The 19866-nt window shown below is 57.0% G+C and carries 14 protein-coding genes; 5 read left to right on the top strand and 9 right to left on the bottom strand.

All coding sequences use genetic code 11. The features are described from left to right. Positions 1 to 94 precede the first annotated feature (94 nt). The 5 genes from NHF56_RS01950 to NHF56_RS01930 all read right to left on the bottom strand — a co-directional run bounded on the left by NHF56_RS01950 (position 95) and on the right by NHF56_RS01930 (position 8544). Complete coding sequence (locus tag NHF56_RS01950) at positions 95 to 1303, bottom strand: VWA domain-containing protein (protein ID WP_252801085.1); 1209 nt, start codon at positions 1301 to 1303, stop codon at positions 95 to 97. Positions 1304 to 1454: 151 nt separating this feature from the next. Beyond that, positions 1455 to 1868: an ASCH domain-containing protein gene (locus NHF56_RS01945; RefSeq protein ID WP_252804801.1), complete on the bottom strand. Its 414-nt coding sequence runs from the start codon at positions 1866 to 1868 to the stop codon at positions 1455 to 1457. Positions 1869 to 1893: 25 nt separating this feature from the next. After that, a complete protein-coding gene (locus tag NHF56_RS01940; protein ID WP_252801083.1) occupies positions 1894 to 2787 on the bottom strand; it encodes a transglutaminase family protein in 894 nt (297 codons plus the stop codon). Between the two features lie 8 nt (positions 2788 to 2795). Continuing rightward, entirely contained in the window at positions 2796 to 5198 is a 2403-nt protein-coding gene (locus NHF56_RS01935; protein WP_373456279.1) for a circularly permuted type 2 ATP-grasp protein, read from the bottom strand. A 22-nt stretch (positions 5199 to 5220) separates the two neighbouring features. Continuing rightward, positions 5221 to 8544 (bottom strand): DUF2126 domain-containing protein, encoded by a 3324-nt coding sequence (locus NHF56_RS01930; protein ID WP_252801079.1) that lies wholly within the window; start codon positions 8542 to 8544, stop codon positions 5221 to 5223. A gap of 1963 nt (positions 8545 to 10507) precedes the next feature. Between NHF56_RS01930 and NHF56_RS01925 the strand changes: the two genes are divergently transcribed. Further along, positions 10508 to 12463 (top strand): bifunctional diguanylate cyclase/phosphodiesterase, encoded by a 1956-nt coding sequence (locus NHF56_RS01925; protein WP_252801077.1) that lies wholly within the window; start codon positions 10508 to 10510, stop codon positions 12461 to 12463. A gap of 63 nt (positions 12464 to 12526) precedes the next feature. Here NHF56_RS01925 and efp read toward each other — a convergent pair whose 3' ends face one another. Continuing rightward, positions 12527 to 13096 carry an elongation factor P gene (gene efp / locus NHF56_RS01920; RefSeq protein WP_252801075.1) on the bottom strand — a complete coding sequence of 190 codons (570 nt, stop codon included), beginning with the start codon at positions 13094 to 13096 and terminating at the stop codon, positions 12527 to 12529. A 165-nt stretch (positions 13097 to 13261) separates the two neighbouring features. On the opposite strand from efp, the gene epmA reads away from it, so the two are divergent. Then, entirely contained in the window at positions 13262 to 14314 is a 1053-nt protein-coding gene (epmA, locus tag NHF56_RS01915; protein WP_252801073.1) for an EF-P lysine aminoacylase EpmA, read from the top strand. After that, positions 14311 to 15384: a lysine-2,3-aminomutase-like protein gene (locus NHF56_RS01910; protein ID WP_252801071.1), complete on the top strand. Its 1074-nt coding sequence runs from the start codon at positions 14311 to 14313 to the stop codon at positions 15382 to 15384. Before epmA ends, NHF56_RS01910 begins: the two co-directional genes overlap by 4 nt. Here NHF56_RS01910 and NHF56_RS01905 read toward each other — a convergent pair. Together NHF56_RS01905 and NHF56_RS01900 are read right to left on the bottom strand one after the other, a co-directional pair. Next, a complete protein-coding gene (locus tag NHF56_RS01905; protein ID WP_252801068.1) occupies positions 15344 to 15550 on the bottom strand; it encodes a hypothetical protein in 207 nt (68 codons plus the stop codon). The genes NHF56_RS01910 and NHF56_RS01905 overlap by 41 nt on opposite strands. A 19-nt stretch (positions 15551 to 15569) precedes the next feature. Next, positions 15570 to 16253, bottom strand: coding sequence for a GNAT family N-acetyltransferase (locus tag NHF56_RS01900; protein WP_252801067.1), 684 nt, complete (start codon positions 16251 to 16253; stop codon positions 15570 to 15572). 223 nt (positions 16254 to 16476) lie between these two features. On the opposite strand from NHF56_RS01900, the gene NHF56_RS01895 reads away from it, so the two are divergent. Next, complete coding sequence (locus NHF56_RS01895; RefSeq protein WP_252801065.1) at positions 16477 to 18327, top strand: methyl-accepting chemotaxis protein; 1851 nt, start codon at positions 16477 to 16479, stop codon at positions 18325 to 18327. Between the two features lie 81 nt (positions 18328 to 18408). Here the strand turns inward: NHF56_RS01895 and NHF56_RS01890 are convergent, their stop codons facing one another. Beyond that, a complete protein-coding gene (locus NHF56_RS01890; RefSeq protein ID WP_252801063.1) occupies positions 18409 to 19524 on the bottom strand; it encodes an OmpP1/FadL family transporter in 1116 nt (371 codons plus the stop codon). 20 nt (positions 19525 to 19544) lie between these two features. Here NHF56_RS01890 and NHF56_RS01885 point away from each other — a divergent pair, with 20 nt between their 5' ends. Beyond that, the gene (locus NHF56_RS01885; RefSeq protein WP_252801061.1) at positions 19545 to 19724 is read left to right on the top strand and encodes a hypothetical protein; all 180 of its coding nucleotides are present in this window, start codon (positions 19545 to 19547) and stop codon (positions 19722 to 19724) included. Positions 19725 to 19866: the final 142 nt, after the last annotated feature.

The following is a 19866-nucleotide window of genomic DNA, read 5'->3' as shown; positions in this document are numbered from 1 at the left end:
ACTTGCAACATCTCATTTGAGCGGCAATCAAAAAGTGCGGCGCTTCCTTTCAGTGGAAGCGCCCGAGGTGTTTTGCATGTGGTGAGCAGCCCGCTCAATGCGTCAGGCGGGTCGTGGCATCGGTTGCCTTCTCGCCGATATACTTGAATGCGGCAGCCATTTCATCGGCGTCTTCCGCTTCGAAATAGTGATCGCTTCCAGAGGCACAATAACCCAGCAGCGATTTGCCGCCGTCAGGCGCCATGAAGGCGACCGTGTAGATTTCAATGCCGGACGCCTTGGCGCTGTCGCACCAGTTTTTGGTCGCCGTATCCGCGCTCGCCTCGTTATTGTCACCATCGGTCATGAAGACTATGTATTTGTCCGGTTTCTGGCCATTTTTCGCCTTGTGCGCCACATCCTCAGACGTGCCAGAGAGCGCCTGATAGGCGGTTTTGACCGCATAGGATGAATCCGTACCACCATCGGCAGGCAGCGCATTCACATAGGCCAGAACATCACTTGTCCCCCAGGAGAAATCCTGTGGCGTCTGGGTCGAAGAATTATAAGAGACTGCCGCAAAACGGGAATAAAGGCCATCGGGATCGGCCTCGTCAATCACAGCCAGAAGCTGGGCTGCAGCCTGTTTCAGGGCATCGATCTTTTTCAGATAGACTGTGCGCGTGCCGGTGCACTTATACCTGTTTCGATAGCCACAGGAATAAGTGTAAGTCTCCTCGCCGATCGCCTTGGTCGTATCCCAGGCCATGGAGCCGGAGCGGTCCAGAACCAGATACATGGAAAAGGCATTGTGGGTAGCCGTCGTGCTCTGCGCCGAACTCTTCACGAAGATGGTTTCCATGTCGTGGCCCAGCAGAACATTCAGCGCCGTTAGCTGTTTTTCGATGCAGGTATTGACCTTCACATCATAGGTAACGGAGTTCGCGTAACCGGGTGTCGGCGTAATTGTGACAGAGGTGCACGAATCAAGATCGAAGCCGTCCTCGCCCTCCTTTTTGGCTTTATCGGCAAGCAGGCTCAATTCTGACCCGACTTGACCGCGGATGAAGCTCTTGGCCAGCTCCTTTGCCTTTTCTTCAGTCGCGTTGTCGTCGTTGACAAGGTAGGCAGCCGCTGCAACTGCACCGGCATCTGCCGCCGTCTGCAGCTTGCTCTTGACCGAAACCACCGTTGCAAGATCGAGTGCCGCCCCCACCGCCGCGAGTCCAACAGGCATCGAAAGAGCGCCGATAATGGCAAGATTGCCAGCCTTGTCTCCGCAAAAAACTTTCAGCCTGCCCAGAAATAAACGAAAAATACGCATACACACCTCCGCCGGATGTCGAATGGAAGGAATGTATATCTAAGTAATTTCAGATGAATTGACGGATTTTATACAAATTAATTCAAATAAAAATAAAATTAGAACGTTTTTTACGAATAAAGGGCGACCATCTACATAAGGAAAATAGATTTCATCCCAAGTCTTCTATAAGCCTGAATCGCTCCCAGACAATCTGCATTTCGGGCGAATATCCGCCATTACGCTCAAAATAGCGCGCATGTCCTTCGCGCCAGTCTTCCAGGCTTTCATCCTCCCCTTCAGCAAGCGCCATCGCTTCCGTCACCTGATCAAACCGACACTGAATGAGTTCAACCGTCTCAATGACGAGGGCCGGTGTGTCGTCCCAGTTCAACGCAATATCCTGCCGCCCGATTTCCGGCATGGCTTCGTCGCTCTCATAGTCCCTGAGCGCCCCACAGGTCGCCACCTTCTTGCCCGCACGCACGAGGGAAAGAAGTGTTTGGCAAAGCGCAGCACTGTCACCAAACTTGAATGTCGCCGCCGTCGGATAACGCAGTTTCAGCGCCTTCAATTCCCGGGGCATATCGGCCACCTGAACCTTCCAAATCTCATGCATCCTGCCCAAGGTTCACCGGGACAACATCGACGCTTTGTTGCGTCGCATGCTCGCCATAACTTCTCAGCACTCCCACAACCGGCGCCACGTCGGAATAGTCCCGTCCATAACCCACGACAATATGATCGAGACCGGCGCGCATATCGTTGGTCGGGTCATATTCCAGCCAGCCGGCGTCTCTACCGCCCCAAACCCGCACCCAGGCATGCATGGCGTCAGCCCCTTCCAGACGCGGTTTTCCCGGCGGCGGGATGGTGCGCAAAAAGCCGCTCACATAGCCGGCTGGAATACCGAGGCTACGCAATCCGGCAATCATGATATGGGAAAAATCCTGGCATACACCCGCTTTCAGCTTGAAAGCCTCTTTAAGCGGCGTATCAACTTTGGTCACTTTGCCATCATATTTGAAGTCGCGATGGATGCCCGCGCACATGGCGCGCGCAATCTCTTCTACCGGCATATCACGCCCTGCAAATTCGCGCGCGAACTCAACAACATCGGGCACAATCGGCAGGCGCGGGCTTGCACCGAGAAAATGATGCGGCGCATCGCCCGCCATGCTTTTGAATGTCGCCACCTCTTCGGCAATGCGGCTTAAGGGACGCGACAGGCCGGGAAGCGAAAGCGGCGCTTCCACCTGCACGCGCGTCTGCATCTGAATGAGCGACTTGTCATGCGCCGCTCGCATTTGGACGAGTGAAACATGATTGCCGAAGAAGTCCACGATGTCGACACGCTCTTCCGGCACAGGATCGAAGGACAGCGCCCCTGCAATCAGCCTCTGTCGTCCGTCGATCGTTACCGGCAGAATTCTAACCGCATGGCGCGCACCCGTTGCCGGCACGTCATATTCATAGGTAATCTTGAGCTTGATATCGTAGATCATGCTGGCCCCTAGGCGAGATAGGTCTGCGAGAGCACATTGGAGAGCGTCTCCATTTCCTGCTCAAGCTCATTGTAGATCGCTGCATTCATCTCCTCCGGCGTTTTCACCGCCATCATGGAATGAAGCCGCACTGCCTCCCTGTAGAGCGGCGACATCTGGCCATCGCGATAGGCATTGGGCAACGCCTCCACCTCGCTCTTGATCGCGTCCAGCTGGAACATGATCGAGCGCGGGTTCAAGGCATCGAGTGCCAGCAGGTCGGTCACGGTCACACCCGCAGTTGCCACATTATAACGCCGCCGATGCGTCATCACGCTGTCGCCAATATCGAGAAGCAGGTCCCAGGAACCATCCGGCGGATCATCGCCCGACATATGGCCAAGTAGGCGTGTCATATGCAAACCGCGCTCCAGCAAGCGCCCGATGGTGAGAAAGCGCCAGCCGGTGAAACGATACATGTTTTCATGCACCAGACCGGCAAAGCCCGCAAGCTTGCGCAATAGAACAGTCATGGCGCGTGCCGCATCTTCACCGGCCTTGATCCGCTCGTTGAAATCGCGTGCCGTCTTGGCCAGATCGACCAGCGCGAGCCATCCATCCGGCGAAAACCGGTCGCGAATATTCGATGCGCTGAAAAGTGCACTTTCGATATTGGCAAGCAGGCTGTCCGGAACCGCCGGTTCGATCGCAATATCAAGCGCCTTGAGATAGGCGGTGAGATCCGCCAGAAGTGGCGTTTCCGCATCGGCAAGTTCAGCATAACGCGCATGCCAGGCTCTCAGGATTCGGATCGTGCCTTCCGCCCGCTCGATATAGCGGCCCAGCCAATAAAGATTATCCGCAGCCCGGCTCGGCAAACTACCCGGCATATTGCGGGTAAAGTCGTTTTCGCGCGGCAGCAGCGTTGGCCGTTCCACCGGTCCTTCGGAGACCACCCAAACATCGGCAGACTTGCCACCTGCCTGCATGGCAATTGCCAGCGCATCAGCCCCGCTGGAAATGCGCGCGAAACCGCCGGGCATGATCGTCCAGCCGTCCAGCGTGCGGGCTGCAAAAACCCGCAACGACATCGGTCGCGGCACCAGCTTGCCTTCGTGCCACACCGGTGTTGTCGAAAGTGTAACCGCCTCCTGTCCCGCAAGACGTGCACCCTCAGCCTTGAGCCAGCCGATCACCGTTTCCTTGGCCTGTTCTCTCAGCGTCGCGCCAAGCACCGACTGACCCTTGTCATCGAAAAACGGCAGCCGTGAATAGGCAGGTCCGATCACCATGCCGTCAATGTTGGAGGCCACATAGGCGCGCTCCGCCTCCTGCCCGCACCACCATGTAGCAATGGATGGCATATTCAGCGGCTCGTTTTTCAGATGCGCTGAAATGCGCGGCAGGAACGCCAGGAGCGCCCGCGTTTCCAGAATTCCGGTGCCCAGCGCATTGACCATCGTCACCGAACCCTGCCGCAGTGCCTGCACCATGCCCGGCGTGCCGATATAGGAATTCTGATTGAGCTCCAGCGGATCGGCATAACTCGCATCAAGCCTGCGCCACAAGACACCAATCGGCTTCAGTCCTGAGACGGTGCGCACCATCACCCGGCCATCGACAACCGCAAGATCCTCGCCTTCCAGCAGCATGAAACCGAGATAACGGGCGATATAGGCGTGCTCGTAATAGGTTTCGTTGGCCGGCCCCGGCGTCAAAACGGCCACCCGCTCCACCGGCGACTGCCGCCTTGCCAGCAACGTTTCGCGAAATGCACCGAAAAACGAGGCCAGCCGATGCACATGCATATCCGCATAGAGATCGGAAAAGGCACGCGCCGTGGCAACCCGGTTTTCCAGCGCAAAACCGGCACCCGAAGGTGCCTGCGTGCGGTCGGACAGAACCCACCAGTTGCCATCCGGCCCACGCCCGATTTCGAAGGAACAGAAATGCAGATAATGCCCGCCCGCCGGTTTCACCCCCACCAGCGGCCGCAGGAATTCCGCATTGGCCCCAATCAGCGCTGGCGGCAGAACACCATCGCGCACCAATGTGTTTTCGCCGTAAATATCGGCCGCAATCGCCTCTAAAAGCTCCACGCGCTGAATGAGACCGTCCGAAATGCGGTTCCACTCTTCATCCGAAATCAGCACCGGCACATGCGAAAGCGGCCAGTCGCGCTCGACCGAACCCGGACCGCCATAGGAGCGGTAAAAAACGCCTGCATCCTTCAGATAGCGATCCGCGCGGTTGAAGCGATCTTCCAGGCCGTTCTCATCTTGCTTGCCGAGATAGCTGAGAAGTTTCTGCCAGACCGGGCGCACCTTGCCGCTGGGATCCACCATCTCATCAGCCACGCCGGGAAGCGGCTGATAGCCAAGCAAAGGATCGGTCAGCGCGCCGCCCGCATCCTTCCCCAGCAAATCAGCCATTTTCTTCGGCATTCACAAACTTTCAAAAGAGGCCCGCCGGTCGCCGCAGATCCAGTGTCATTGGAAATTCGGGATGCGGTTGCTCCAGACTCAGTGGATAAACGCCCGCACTATGCCCCCAAGGCTCAAAACGCGCCAGCCGCCGCGCCTCAGCTTCGTTTCCATTCACAGGAAATGTGTCATAGTTGCGCCCGCCGGGATGCGCCACGTGGTAGATACAACCGCCAATCGAGCGGCTTGACCATGTATCATAGATATCGAAGGTCAGCGGGGTATTGACCGGCAGCACCGGATGCATGCCCGACGCCGGCTGCCAGGCCTTGTAGCGCACACCACCCACAGCCACACCGCGCTCGTTCGTCGCCCGCAAAGGCACAGGCCGCTGATTGCAGGCAACTTTGAACCGCTCGGGGTTTGCTGTCTCCAGCCGAACCTGAAGCCGCTCGGTGGATGAATCAACATAACGTACGGTTCCACCAACGGCACCCTGCTCACCTGTCACATGCCACGGCTCCAGCGCCTGGCGGATTTCGAGCTTCGAGCCCTCATATTCCACTTCCCCGCAGAATGGGAAACGGAACTCAAGCTGTGCGGCAAACCATTCGGGCCGGAATTCAAACCCGTTTTCCTTCAGATCGCCCAGCACCTCCATGAAATCCTGCCAGACATAATATGGCAGCATGAAACGATCATGCAGGGTCGTCCCCCAGCGCACGAAACTGCCATCGATCGGGTTCTTCCACAGCCGCGCAATGATGGCCCGCACAAGAAGCTGCTGGGCGAGACTCATCCGGGCATTCGGCGGCATTTCAAAGCCGCGAAACTCCACAAGCCCCAGCCGCCCGGTCGGTCCATCGGGTGAGAAGAGCTTGTCGATACAGATTTCCGAGCGGTGCGTATTGCCCGTCACATCCACCAGCAGGTTGCGGAAAAGCCGGTCAAGCAGCCACGGCAGGGGCGGCGCGCCGGCTCCCAGCAACGGCACTTGCGCCAGTGCAATTTCCAGCTCGTAAAGCCCGTCATGGCGCGCCTCGTCGATGCGCGGTGCCTGACTGGTCGGGCCGATAAAGAGTCCGGAGAAAAGATAGGACAGCGCCGGGTGCCTCTGCCAGTAAAGCACCAGGCTCTTCAACAGGTCGGGTCGACGCAGAAACGGGCTGTCATAGGTATTGGCCCCGCCGACAACCACATGGTTGCCACCACCGGTGCCTGTGTGCCGCCCGTCGATCATGAACTTGTCAGCGCCGAGCCGCGATTGCCGCGCCTCCTCGTAAAGCGCAGTCGTGATGTTCACGCAGTCCTGCCAATTGTCGGCTGGATGCACATTCACCTCGATCACACCGGGATCGGGCGCAACACGGATCACATTCAACCGCTCATCCTGTGGCGGCGCATAGCCTTCAATGTGAACCGGAATTCCCAGCCCACTGGCTGCCCGCTCCGCCGAGGCAACAAGATCGAGATAATCCTCCAGCGTTTCCGTCGGCGGCATGAAAATGCAGACACGCCCATCGCGCGGCTCCAGCGAAATGGCCGTACGCACCTCACCCTGGATTTCCGAGAGTGTCTGCCCCAGCACCCGCTGTGCATTGCTGTCTGTCTGGCGCGAAATCTCCGGCATGTCCCGTCCCGGCCCATCGTGGAAATCCGGCAATGGCGGTTTCTCGACAGAAGGGTCCTGCGGGTTGATATAGGGATAGCGCGCCGGCGGCACATAGGGCAGCGAATTCAACGGCAGGCGGAACCCGATGGGTGAATCGCCGGGGATCAGATAAAGCCGCCCGCGCCGCGTCTGCCACTTCTCAGAAAACCATTTCCGGCCCGCCGCCTTGGAATTCCAGGCCTGCACGGGCAGAACATAGCCGGTTGGATTGGTCAGCCCATTGGAAAACACCTTCGCCATGCGGGCGCGTTCTTCGGCATCCTTCAGCTTGGAATTCGAAGGATCGACATTTTCAGGCAGCTTGGCTTCCTTGATGATCCACTCCGCCGGGTCTTCATAGGCCGCCACTGCGCAATCCGGATCAATGCCGAGCTCCATCGCAATCGCAACCGACAGCTTTCCGGCATCGGTATAGGTCGCGTGATTATCCGCCGCCTCCTTGGCAATCAGGCTGGCATCGCGCCAGATCGGCTTGCCGTCCTTGCGCCAGTAGAGCGAAAAGGTCCAGCGCGGCAGGCTTTCGCCCGGATACCATTTGCCCTGCCCGTAATGCAGGAAACCGCCAGGCGCAAAGCGGTCGCGCAAACGCCGGATGAGCACATCGGCCCTGTCGCGCTTCTGCGGACCAACGGCTGCGGTATTCCACTCATCGGATTCGAAATCGTCGATGGAAACAAAGGTCGGTTCACCGCCCATGGTGAGCCGCACATCATGCGTTTTCAGCTCCGCATCCACCTTGTTGCCCAGCGCATCAAGCGCCTCCCAGCTTTCTTCCGAAAACGGCTTGGTAATCCGCGGGTGTTCTGCCACACGGGTCACCTTCATATCGAAGGCGAATTCTGTTTCCGGGTTGCCATAGAGCCCACCGGAAATCGGCGCGGCATTCTTGTAATGCGGCGTCGCGGCTAGTGGAATATGGCTTTCACCCGCCAGCAGCCCCGACGTGGGATCAAGCCCGATCCACCCGGCACCGGGAAGATAGACTTCCACCCAGGCATGCAGATCGGTAAAATCGTGATCCGTGCCAGAGGGCCCGTCGAGCGCTTTCAAATCCGGCTCAAGCTGTATGAGATAACCTGAAACAAAGCGCGCCGCAAAACCGAGATTGCGCAGGATCTGCACGAGCAACCAGCTGGAATCGCGGCACGAGCCCTTTGCCAGTTCAAACGTTTCCTCCGGCGTCTGCACGCCAGGCTCCATGCGGATCGTATAGGCGATCTGGTTTTGCAGCTTCGCATTCAGCCCCACAACCATGTCCACGGTGCGCTGGCGGGATCGGTCAACCGTATCCAGAAAAGCCTGCAGATGCGGCCCCACCGGCTCCGACTTGCGATAGATCGACAGATCCTCCAGCAGCTCTTCCGGATAGTCGAAAGGCCAGTGTTCTGCCTGCTCTTCCACAAAGAAGTCGAACGGATTGTAGACCGTCATGTCGGCCACCAGATCGACCTCGATCTTGAACTCCGTCACCGGATCGGGAAACACATAGCGCGCCAGATAATTGCCGTAAGGGTCCTGCTGCAAATTCACGAAGTGATTGGCTGGCGTCACCTTCAGCGAATGGGAAATCACCTTCGTCTTCGAATGCGCTGCCGGCTTGAGCCTGATAATCTGCGGCGTCAGCCGCACCGGCTGATCATATTTGTAATGAGTCAGATGATAGATGCTTGCTTTAATCGACATGAAGTCCCAACGCACAGTTTTTGCAATTAAGCAAAAATCTTAGCCATGCGCAGGATTTGTGCAATGGGGAAAGTGGATTAAGCCAATCCCCACATCCCCGCAAGCGCGGTTCCCCTCCGGCGGAAATGTCATGCACAGCATGACAATGAGGGGTTCCCTCAATGGCATTGCGAACGCCTCATCCGACCCATATTTTCTTGCGCTTCCCGAAGCCAAGTCTTTCCACTTATGCGACCTGAGACATCCGGCACGACCGCGCCACGCTCCCGCCTCTCCCCCTGTGGGAGAGGATAGTAAGTCCGCGTGAAGCAATCGCTGAACGCTGGACGCACTTGGTGAGGGGTGGAGTTTCGAAGGGCGCGATCAAATACCCCTCACCAAGCGCGCCGACCAATCGCCTATGGCTCTTGGGGCTTGCTATCCTCTCCCACAAGGGGAGAGGACAGGACCGCGGCACCACGCTCTCCTTCGTCACCCTAGATCTGGCATGACGGCGGGCGAAGCGAAAGCTCCCTCCAGCCTCACCCTGAGGTGGGAGCGGAGCGACCCTCGAAGGGTCAGGCTGGCCCCCTATCGTACAAATATCCCGCCCTCGCCCTTCGAGACGCCGCCAAGGCGGCTCCTTGAGGCATGAGGGCTGACCATTGAGGCTGCCGCAAGCACGGCCTGGTTTTCTCCCCTTGGGGAGAAATGTCATGCGCAGCATGACAATGAGGGGTTCCCACTGCGACTTCATGAGAACCCCTCATCCGACCCTTCGGGCCACCTTCTCCCCAAGGGGAGAAGACCAGGGGCAGCCCAAAACGGGGATAAACGCGACCCCCACACAAATAAAAACAACCACATAACGCCATTTCATCCCCGCCCTCTCAAACCATGTTCATAATACCCCCGTCCCGCACGGATACACCACAGGGCGCTGTGGCGAGTGGGGCCGGTTCTGGTGGTGGAGAAACGACGTAAGTCTGCACCATCGGGTCCGTGAGACATGCATTCCCCTTGGGTCGGGCCTGATGGGTTCACACCAAACGGCCCTCGGTGTGCGCGCATGTCCTCCTGCTTTGCAGGGCGAAAGGTACATGCGCACCAAAAAGGCAAAGCCGAACTTATCCGCGTTTGACCACGTCAAACGTGGGCGGCATTGCGAAGTCCACGCAACCATCGTGATCGCAAATGATGCGGCGGGCAGAGATGCGGACGTCACGGGATCAACTGCCGAAAGCGGGGCGCTTTGTGCGCATCATAAACTAACAACAATGTGGCGCACAAAACGCCCCATCCGCCTTCCCGGTCAGGCGGGCACCCATCCGGGACGCCTTTTACGGCAACGCCGAGAAAGATCAGCGAGTCCCGGCAGAAAATGCTGCAAAACCCGGAAGCGATGCGCTTGCCGGGCATAAGGTGCAGCAGACATAGGCGAAATGAGAGGCGAGCAAAGAAAACAGACGCCCAACATCAACCGTTGGAAATCCAGGAGGTCTGGGATGAATTCAAGAGCCCAAAATGCGAGAAGCCTGCCGCGGGAGGAGGTGCGACAGGCTTCTGCAAATAGCAAAACAGCAACTGGGAGGAGGAGTGCTGCTGTTTTATGTCAGGCACCCTTGGGAGGAGGAGTAGGGTGTCCGACGCACAGAACAACGCGGGAGGAGGTGCGTTGCTCCGATGGCCAACATATAAAGTTTCAAAAGTAGTATTAGTAGAGCAGATATGTCGGGACTGCCATGCGCCCTGCGCATAGCTTCCCCTGCCAGCCGCGCTTCCATCAGCCGCCTCGCCGAAAACAGACAAGTTCTTCTTCACCACATACGTGAATTTTCCAGAGTAAAAAAAGCGGGAAACACTATCGATACTTGAGGAACGCCCTGTAACACTTTCTTAAATTCGCACGTATACGGTTTTACGACCGAAAACGGAAATAGGTATTGCGCAAAGGCGAAATACAAAAAAACCGGGAAGTCAGGCCTTGAAATCAATCTTCTCCCGCATCGCCTACTATATGACCGTTCCAGTTGATGATCCGGAGCTTCTGCGGGCGCAGTACCAGGCGCTTTCGCATCAGCTGCCGATGATGTATTTCATCCTGATGTCGAGCACATGGGCGCTCGCCTACACGCATTTTGAAATCGCACCGGTCGCGTTGACAGTTTCGCTGCCGCTGCTGCTCACCGCCGCTGCGATTGCCCGGGTGGCACGTTGGTGCAGGTCGCGCGGGATTGTACCGACCGCGCAAGAAGCGCTCAGGGCGCTGCGTCAAACCAATCGGCTGACCTATCTGATCGCCCCCATTTTCACATTCTGGTCATTTGCCCTTTATTCTTACGGCGACGCTTACACCCGTTCACATGTGGCGTTTTACATGTCGATCACTGTCATCAGCTGCATCTTCTCGCTGATGCATCTGCGTTCGGCGGCCTTGAGCGTCACCGCTTTTGTGAACACGTCTTTCATCATCTTCTTTCTCGGGACGGAACAACCGACCTTCGTTGCCATCGCGATCAACATTCTACTTGTCAGCATCTCTATGCTGGCAATCCTGTCGGTCAATTACCGAAATTTTGCCAAGATGGTGCGCTCGCAGGTGGAAACAAAAGCGCTGAGTGACGAGAACCACCGCCTGGCAAATCTGGACAGCCTCACAAACCTGCCGAACCGCCGCGCCTTTTTGTCCCATCTGCAGACAGCTTTCGACGAGGCCAGCAACAATGGCACCAAGTTGAGTGTCGGCATCATTGATCTTGATGGCTTCAAGCCGGTCAATGACATTTACGGTCACTCGACCGGCGACAAACTGCTCGTGAAGGTCGGCAAGAGACTGGCAGCTTTGCCCCAGGACAACAAAACCAGGTTCTTCCGGCTGGGCGGCGATGAATTCGCTTTTGTCTCCAGCACCGAAGTCGACAACGAAAGCGCCCATGCACTGGGTTCCGAAATCGGCGCCGCGCTCACCCGTCCCTTTGCCGTCGCCGGCATAACGGTTCAGATTTCAGCCTCTGTCGGGGTGGCCATTTATCCCGATACCGCAAGCTCCCATGAGGCGCTCTATGACCACGCGGACTATGCGCAATACCATGGCAAACGTCTGCGCCGCGGCAACACGACCATTTTCACCTCCGCAATGGACGCCAAGATTCATCGTGAAGCGATGCTCGAACAGGTCTTGAAGCAGGCGGATCTGGACCAGGAGCTATCGGTTGTCTTCCAGCCGATTGTTGATCTGGAGACTGGCAAGACCTCCGCCCTGGAAGCGCTTGCCCGCTGGGATAGCCCACTCCTCGGACGCGTCTCGCCGGCTGAATTCATCCCCATTGCCGAGCGAAGCGGCGTGATCAGTGACATGACCCGTACCCTGCTCGCCAAGGCATTGCAGCTAGCCGAAAAATGGCCGCAGCGTGTCCGCTTCAGCTTCAACCTCTCGGCACAGGACCTCAACACGCACGAAAGCGCGCTTGCCATTGCAGCCATCATCGGCCGCAGCAGGTTCAATCCGCGCTTTATCGACTTCGAAATCACGGAAACCGCTTTCGCCCACGATTTCGAACAGATCTGTCGATCCGCCGAAATGCTGCGCGGTCTGGGTTGCGGTCTTTCGCTGGACGATTTCGGAACGGGCTATTCAAGCCTCACCCGCCTGCACGCCCTGCCGCTGACGAAGATCAAGATCGACCGCAGCTTCATTACCGGCATCGACACGAACGCTGCCGGCTACAAGATCGTCAAATCGCTTCTGGCTCTGAGCCGCGACATGAATCTGACCTGCGCCATCGAAGGTGTCGAAACACCGGAAGAACTGGAAACGCTGAAGAGCCTCGGTGCACGTTTCATACAGGGCTACATCTTTTCCAAGCCGGTCGCCGCCGGAGAGGTCGACAGGATATTCGACGAAGGCTTTGATACGCACCCTCAGAACCTTGCGGTCTAAAACCGAAAAGCCCTCCATTCCGAAGAGGAAAAGAGGGCTTTTGAGATACAGTCGCAAAGACAATCAGTCTTTGGCGCGCTCGACGTAAGAACCATCTTCCGTCAACACCACGATGCGGGTGCCCGCTGAAATATGCGGCGGTACGGATGTGCGCACACCGTTGGAAAGGATCGCCGGCTTATAGGACGAAGAGGCCGTCTGGCCCTTCACGACCGGCTCGGTCTCAACAACCTCAAGCGTTGCATGGCGCGGCAGATCGATTGCAATCGCATTGCCTTCGTGAACCGAAAGCATCACGCTCATGCCTTCTTCCAGATAGGCCTGCGCATCACCCACCGTTTCCGGGTCCATGGTGATCTGCTCGAAGCTTTCCGGGTTCATGAAATGGAAGCCTTCGGCGTCGTTGTAGAGATAGGAGAAGGATGTGTCTTCCACATGCGCACGCTCCACCTGTTCGGTTGTTTTCCAGCGCTCAGACACTTTCGTGCCGTCTGAAATGCGGCGCATATCGACCTGGGTCACCGGGGTGCCTTTGCCGGGGTGGAAATTCTGAGCCGTCAGAACAACGTAGAGCCTGCCGTCCACATCAACGACATTACCCTTGCGAAGCGAAGAGGCGATGACCTTGGCCATGAGTATTCCTTCTTTATGTCTTTGCTTGTCTCGCGGCAGAAGGCGTCTTAAAGAGCGCAGCAAAGCCGAAAGAGTTATTTGCTTGCCCGCGCCTCTAACGCACTTTTGTTGAAATTGCCAGTCCAAGAGACGCAAAAGACGCTGCAAGAGCAGAACCGGAGAGACATGACCGAGCCATCCCCCTGGTGGAAGCCTGAAAGACATGCCGACCGGCGACCTTTGCTCATCGGACGCAACCGTGTGCTCGCAGCCATGCGAATGTGGTTTGCCGAACGCGACTTCGTCGAAGTCGATGTTGCCAGCCTGCAGATATCGCCGGGCAACGAAGCCCATCTGCACGCATTTTCCACCGAAGCCATATCCCTCGACGGCAGTCGCAAACCGCTTCATCTCCACACTTCGCCGGAATTCGCCTGCAAGAAACTTCTGGCGGCAGGAGAACCGAAAATCGCCTGTTTTTCCCATGTTTACCGCAATCGTGAACGCGGCCCACTCCATCATCCCGAGTTCACCATGCTGGAATGGTATCGTACCGGCGAAAACTACGACCGGCTGATGGCCGATTGCGCCGATGTCGTCAAACTCGCCGCGACAACCACCGGAACGCGGCAATTTGAATGGCGCGGCCAGACCTGCGATCCTTTCGCCGAACCTGAGCGCTTGACGGTGGCCGAAGCCTTTCAAACCTATGCCCGCGTCGATCTCCTCGCCTCGATCGACCCCGACGGCACCACCAAACGTGACACGCTGGCCACTGCGGCAACGCAAGCCGGCTTCACGGTCAGCACCGACGACACCTGGGCGGATATCTTCTCCAAGATCATCGTCGGCGCGGTCGAACCTCATCTCGGCATGGGCCGAGCCACGATCCTGATGGAATATCCCGTCGCCGAAGCCGCCCTTGCCCGCCCCGCCCCGCATGACAGCCGCGTTGCCGAGCGCTTCGAGCTTTATGCCTGTGGCGTGGAACTTGCCAACGCTTTCGGGGAACTCACCAACGCCGCAGAACAGCGCCGCCGTTTCGAGGCTGAAATGCGCGAGAAAAAACGCATTTACGGCGAAACCTATCCGATAGACGACGACCTCCTGGCAGCCCTCGAAATCATGCCTCAAGCCAGTGGAATAGCACTCGGCTTCGATCGACTCGCCATGCTGGCAACGGGCGCAACGCACATCGAACAGGTGCTTTGGGCACCGGTTGCGGAGACGGAAAATTGACCGCAACGCTGACAACAATTGAGGCATTGATCAGGGCCGGTCATGCTCAAGAAGATGAACGTGACGCTTTGAGCGCAGTGGCCGAACGCTACGCCGTTGCCGTGACACCGCACATGCAAGCGCTGATCAGGCAGCGCAATGACCCAATCGCCAGGCAGTTCATCCCTGATCCACAAGAACTCCAGACCTCCCCACCAGAAGACGCAGACCCGATTGGCGACCGCGCCCATACGCCCGTTGAGGGCATAGTCCATCGCTATCCCGACCGGGTGCTGTTGAAAGCCGTGCATGTCTGTCCGGTCTATTGCCGCTTCTGCTTCCGCCGCGAAATGGTGGGGCCGACCGGCGACGGTCTTCTCGCAAACGAGAAACTGAATGCCGCACTCGATTATATCCGCAAGCACGATGAAATCTGGGAGGTCATTTTCACTGGCGGCGATCCGCTGGTTCTCTCGCCCGGAAGGCTGCGCGCCATTCTGGAGCCCATCCGCGCCATACCGCATGTAAAGATCTTGCGGTTTCACACTCGCGTCCCGCTGGTCGATCCGGAACGGGTAACGGCAGCGCTGGTAGATGTGCTGAAGGAAAGCGGCAAGACGATCTACATCGCGCTCCACGCCAACCACGCCGACGAATTCTCAAATGCCGGACGAGATGCTTGCGCAAGACTGATTGACAGCGGAATATCCATGATCAGCCAATCAGTGCTGCTGAGGGGCATCAATGACAATGTTCAGACCCTCGCAGACCTGATGCGCACCTTCGTCGAAAACCGTATCAAGCCTTATTATCTGCACCATCCCGACCTCGCACCTGGCACGGGACATTTCCGCGTCAGCGTTGAAGAGGGGCAAGAACTGATGCGCCAACTGCGCGGCCGGCTCTCAGGTCTTTGTCAGCCGACCTACATGCTCGACATTCCAGGCGGCCACGGCAAAGCCGTCCTGAACCCGGCGGAATACGCATTTGCGGATGGACAGTTGACCCTGAGAGATTTCAACGGCAAACCGCACCGCTATCCGCCACCTATCAGCGCTTCTGAAAGCGGGACCGGATCCAGAAAAGAATAAAGAAGCCGCAAACGATGACGGCGCCGACGGCCACGGCAAGCGCGGGTGAATAGGTTGAAATCCACATCACAAGCTTGGGCATGAAATAAAGCAGCAATCCGGCACAAACCAGAATGATCGCCGCGGCAATGGCCGGCGAGGTTTTCTTGTTTTCGGTGTCAGTCATGAGAAGGTCTTTCCGCTGCTTATCCGGTCGCCAGTTCGGCGCGGATATCCTCCAGCTTTTTCTGCTGCCTGCCCTCACTATCGAAGTTCTGCGGCGAAAGCCATGTCTCAAATGCCGCAGCCAGAAGTGGCCATTCCGTGTCGATCATCGAAAACCATGCCGTGTCGCGGTTTTTGCCGCGTGAAATCGCATGCTGGCGGAACACGCCCTCAAAGGTGAAGCCATAACGCTCCGCCGTGCGTTTGCTGGGTGCATTTTCGTTGTGACACTTCCATTCATAGCGACGGTAGCCCAGATCCTCAAACACATGCTTGGCCATCAGGTAATGTGCTTCCGTTGACATGGGCGTTCGCGCCATAGCCGGCCCATGCGCCACACCGCCTACTTCAACAACACCATTGGCAGGGTCTGCCCGCATATAATGCGCCATGCCGACAACCGCGCCGGTTTCTTTATTGACGAATACTTCCCTGAGCCAACCCGCCTTCGAAACGGCATCCGACCATGCCGAAAATTCTTCGACAGAGTAAAAATCGGGACAGGCAAAATAGGCCAGCAGCTGATTGATCGCGAGACCGCCAAAGGCATCCCACAATGCTTGATCGTGCGCATCCGGCTGGTAGGGAATCACCATCACATAACGCCCCTCCAGCCTGACCGAAGCGGGCATGGGACGCGGCGTCCAATTGGTCAGATCATTCATATTTCTTCCCCGAGCAAAAAAGGCCCCATTGGCGAACCGCCTGGACCATAGTTTGAAAGAGGGAAAAAAGGCAACAAACAAAACGACATAGGATAACCGTCTGCAGGACGCAGTCGGCCAGCTGCGCATAGAATAAGGCAATGTAAATCCGATAAAAAATTATCTTAAATCAAATATTAAAATTTTACCTTCAGCCTCTACTGGCCAATTCTAGGGGGCTTAGATGAAAATCCTATCACGTTACGGCCTGGTGCCGACTGTAACAGTATCGGTCATCGCAATCGTAATACTTGCGATCGCCGCCACGTCATTTGTCACCAATATGACTGTTCAGGAAAGAATACGGGAAGACGCGATTGCCGGCCAAAACCGGTCTTTGCGTGTTGCAGCGCATGTCGTCAGCAACACCTTGCCAGACGTTTCCGTCAGCTACGCGGCAGACGGCAATGTCGACAAGATCGTCATGAAAGACATTCCCAGCGAATTCACCAGCCACGACATGATCGATGCGGTAGGACGCATTTCTGGTGAAACGGCCACCATCTTTGCATGGGACGACGAGACGCAGGATTTCTGGCGCAAGACCACCAATATCGTAAAGCCCGACGGTCAGCGCGCGGTGGGCACACCGCTCGGCCAGAAGGGAGCAGTCTATCCCGTCGTGACCAAGGGGCAGACTTTCCGCGGGCAGGCAAACATTCTCGGCCTTGATTATTACACGATCTATCAGCCGATTTTCTCTCCCGACGGCAAGACAATCGGCATTCTCTATGCCGGCGTGAAGGCCAGCGACATCAACGCAATCTCCTCCGAGATCATGACCAAGGTCAGCATCGCCGCCATCGGCGCATTGATTGTTGCCGCCATCCTGGCCGCCGCCCTTTCCTCCCAGATCCTCGGCGGCATCACGAAGCTGACCGCGGTCGCGCGCGCCATGACAGAGGGTAAGTTCGACGTCGAAATTCCCAACAAGGGCATGAAAAACGAAGTCGGCGCATTGTCGAATGCACTTGCACTCTTCCGCGACAATGCGCTTCGCCACCGGGAAACAGAGGCAGAGGCGGAAAACCTGCGCAGCCTGAGCGAAGAAGAACGTCGCACCAATGAGGCGGCCCGCAATGCCGATGCGGCAGAACTGCAGGCTTCCGTGCAAGCACTGGCAAGCGGCATTTCCCGACTCGCCAACGGCGATCTGACAGTCCGGATCGAGGAAGCCATGCATCCGGACATGGAAGTGCTTCGTGCCGACTTCAACGCCGCCATCGTGAAGCTGAACCAGACGCTCGGAAGTATCGCCGAAGGCGCCGGCTCCATCGATGGAGGTGCCGCCGAAATGCGCTCATCCTCCGACAATCTGGCCAAACGCACCGAGCAGCAGGCGGCATCGCTGGAGGAAACCTCTGCCGCACTGGATGAAATTACCGTCACCGTGCGCACCGCCACCGGAAAGGCAAATGAAGCCGCCAAACTGGTAAATGCCACCAAACAAAGTTCGGAAGAATCAAGCCGGGTGGTGGCCGAGGCCATCGCCGCCATGGGGCGTATTGAAACAGCGTCCTCGGAGATTTCCAATATCATCAACGTGATTGACGAGATCGCCTTCCAGACCAACCTGCTCGCGCTGAATGCCGGCGTCGAGGCCGCCCGCGCTGGCGAGGCTGGAAAGGGCTTTGCAGTTGTTGCCCAGGAGGTGCGCGAACTGGCGCAACGCTCCGCCGCCGCCGCCAAGGACATCAAGGCGCTGATCGAAAAATCGGGCTCAGAGGTGACCGAAGGCGTGACGCTGGTTCAAAAGACCGGTAAGGCGCTTGAGGGCATTGCTTCTCAGGTCGCCAGCATCAATGAATACATTTCCGATATTGCTTCAAGCGCCAGCGAGCAGTCGAGTGGCCTGTCGGAAATCAATTCTGCAATCAACAGCATGGATCAGTCCACGCAGCAGAACGCCGCCATGGTCGAAGAAACCGCTGCCCTGACCCACAAACTGTCTGAAGACGTCCGCTGTCTGGCAAGCGCAATCAGCGCCTTCCAACTCGGAACGATCAGCCAGCCGGCGATAACCAAGGCAGCCTGAGCCGCCTTCAATCAAGAGCAAGCAAAAAGCCGCCGGAGCAATGCACCCGGCGGCTTTTGATTGATCGCAATCGCGGCAAGATTAGAACTGAATCTTGTAACCTGCCCGCAATGCATAGGCCCAGTCGCCGTTGGCTGTGGCAGCAAATGTGCCACTTTTCGCCAGCGTCTGGCTTCCAGCCGTCAGATAGCTGATCCCTGCCCCCAACTGCAGCTTGCCAGGACCGGCTTTAATTTCGGTGCCGAGCCCAACGGTCCAGGTATCTGTCTGGATATCTGCGCCCGTACCAACACCACGGTCCCAGGTCAGGTTGACAGTGCCGGCGATATCGTCAGTGAACTGATGCGCAACACCACCCTGAACCGTCCAGCCGTCGCGCCAGAAGTAGTTATCGGATGACGCACCCAAGAGCTGGACATTCGTCGTCAACTTTTGCAGCACGCTCCAGTCAGTCCACTTGACCGAACCGTAAACCAGCCAACCGGGCGCAACACCTGACTGCAGGCTCAACTCGACGGACTGCGGAAGCGTGCCAGATGCATTCGCACTCAATGGCGTGGTACCGAACAGGAATGTGCCGGTCGCCTTGTGCTGGACTTCAGAGCGATACATCAAGGATGCACGCAGCGCATATTCGGGTATGTCGTAACCCACACCCAGGCGGTAGCCCCACTTACCGTCGTCTTTAATATTTAGGAAACCGAGCCGCGTCGATTGCTTGTAATCGAAGGTCTGAAGAAATGCGCCACCCAGGAAATGGATCCGTCCCGGGCCCGCATCAAAGCTGACATCGCAGGTGCTGCCGAATTCGTTGGTGTCGAACGAACTCCACCTTTTGGCATTTGCCGAAGCCCATGACGCATAAGCCTGCGGTCCATATTTGATGGAGCCGCCGAACGGCTGGGTATAGGTGAATGCGCATGACAGGTTGTCAAATATACGCACCTTGGCCGCTACGCTTGGAATCCAATAATCCTCGGAGAAGTTTGGATCGGTTCCAGCGGCACCATTGATCGTCGTGTACGAGCGATGCGGGCTGACATAGGTTCCGCCAACTTCAACATTCGCCGCACCGTTTTCGAAGAGAATATCCGTATTGGCATCCCCTCGCGAAAATCCTCCTGCAGCGGCATGGCTGGTTGCTGCAATCGTCCCCACGAACGCAGCAAATGTGATCTTGAATAATCTTGAGTTCATTCCATTCCTCCTCTTAACGAATGGAATTCAAACCCGAAATTGAAGTAAATCAAATGCCGCTCGGCGAGGCCAATACCGCGCCACCTTTGAAAATCTTACGTAAGAATTTTAGCGGAACGCCAGTTTTTCAGAAATGGAAAACATTATTCCATCAGATGGCATTTGACGAAGAAAATGCGGAAAATTTTTCTAAAAAATGAACGCACTGTAGCGCAAAAGTGACAATACATCCTTTTTGGTGTATCTCAACGGAAATACGCCGTGACACTCCCACACAAGCAAAAAATGCTGAAAAATCAGCGACTCAACACCGATTTTCTCAGCATTCTTTCATCGCGGACA

Origin of the sequence: Rhizobium sp. L1K21 (genome assembly GCF_024055895.1) — a bacterium.
GTDB lineage: Bacteria > Pseudomonadota > Alphaproteobacteria > Rhizobiales > Rhizobiaceae > Ensifer_A.
Note: the sequence above shows the minus strand (reverse complement) of the source record. Positions and strands in the feature narration are given on the sequence as shown.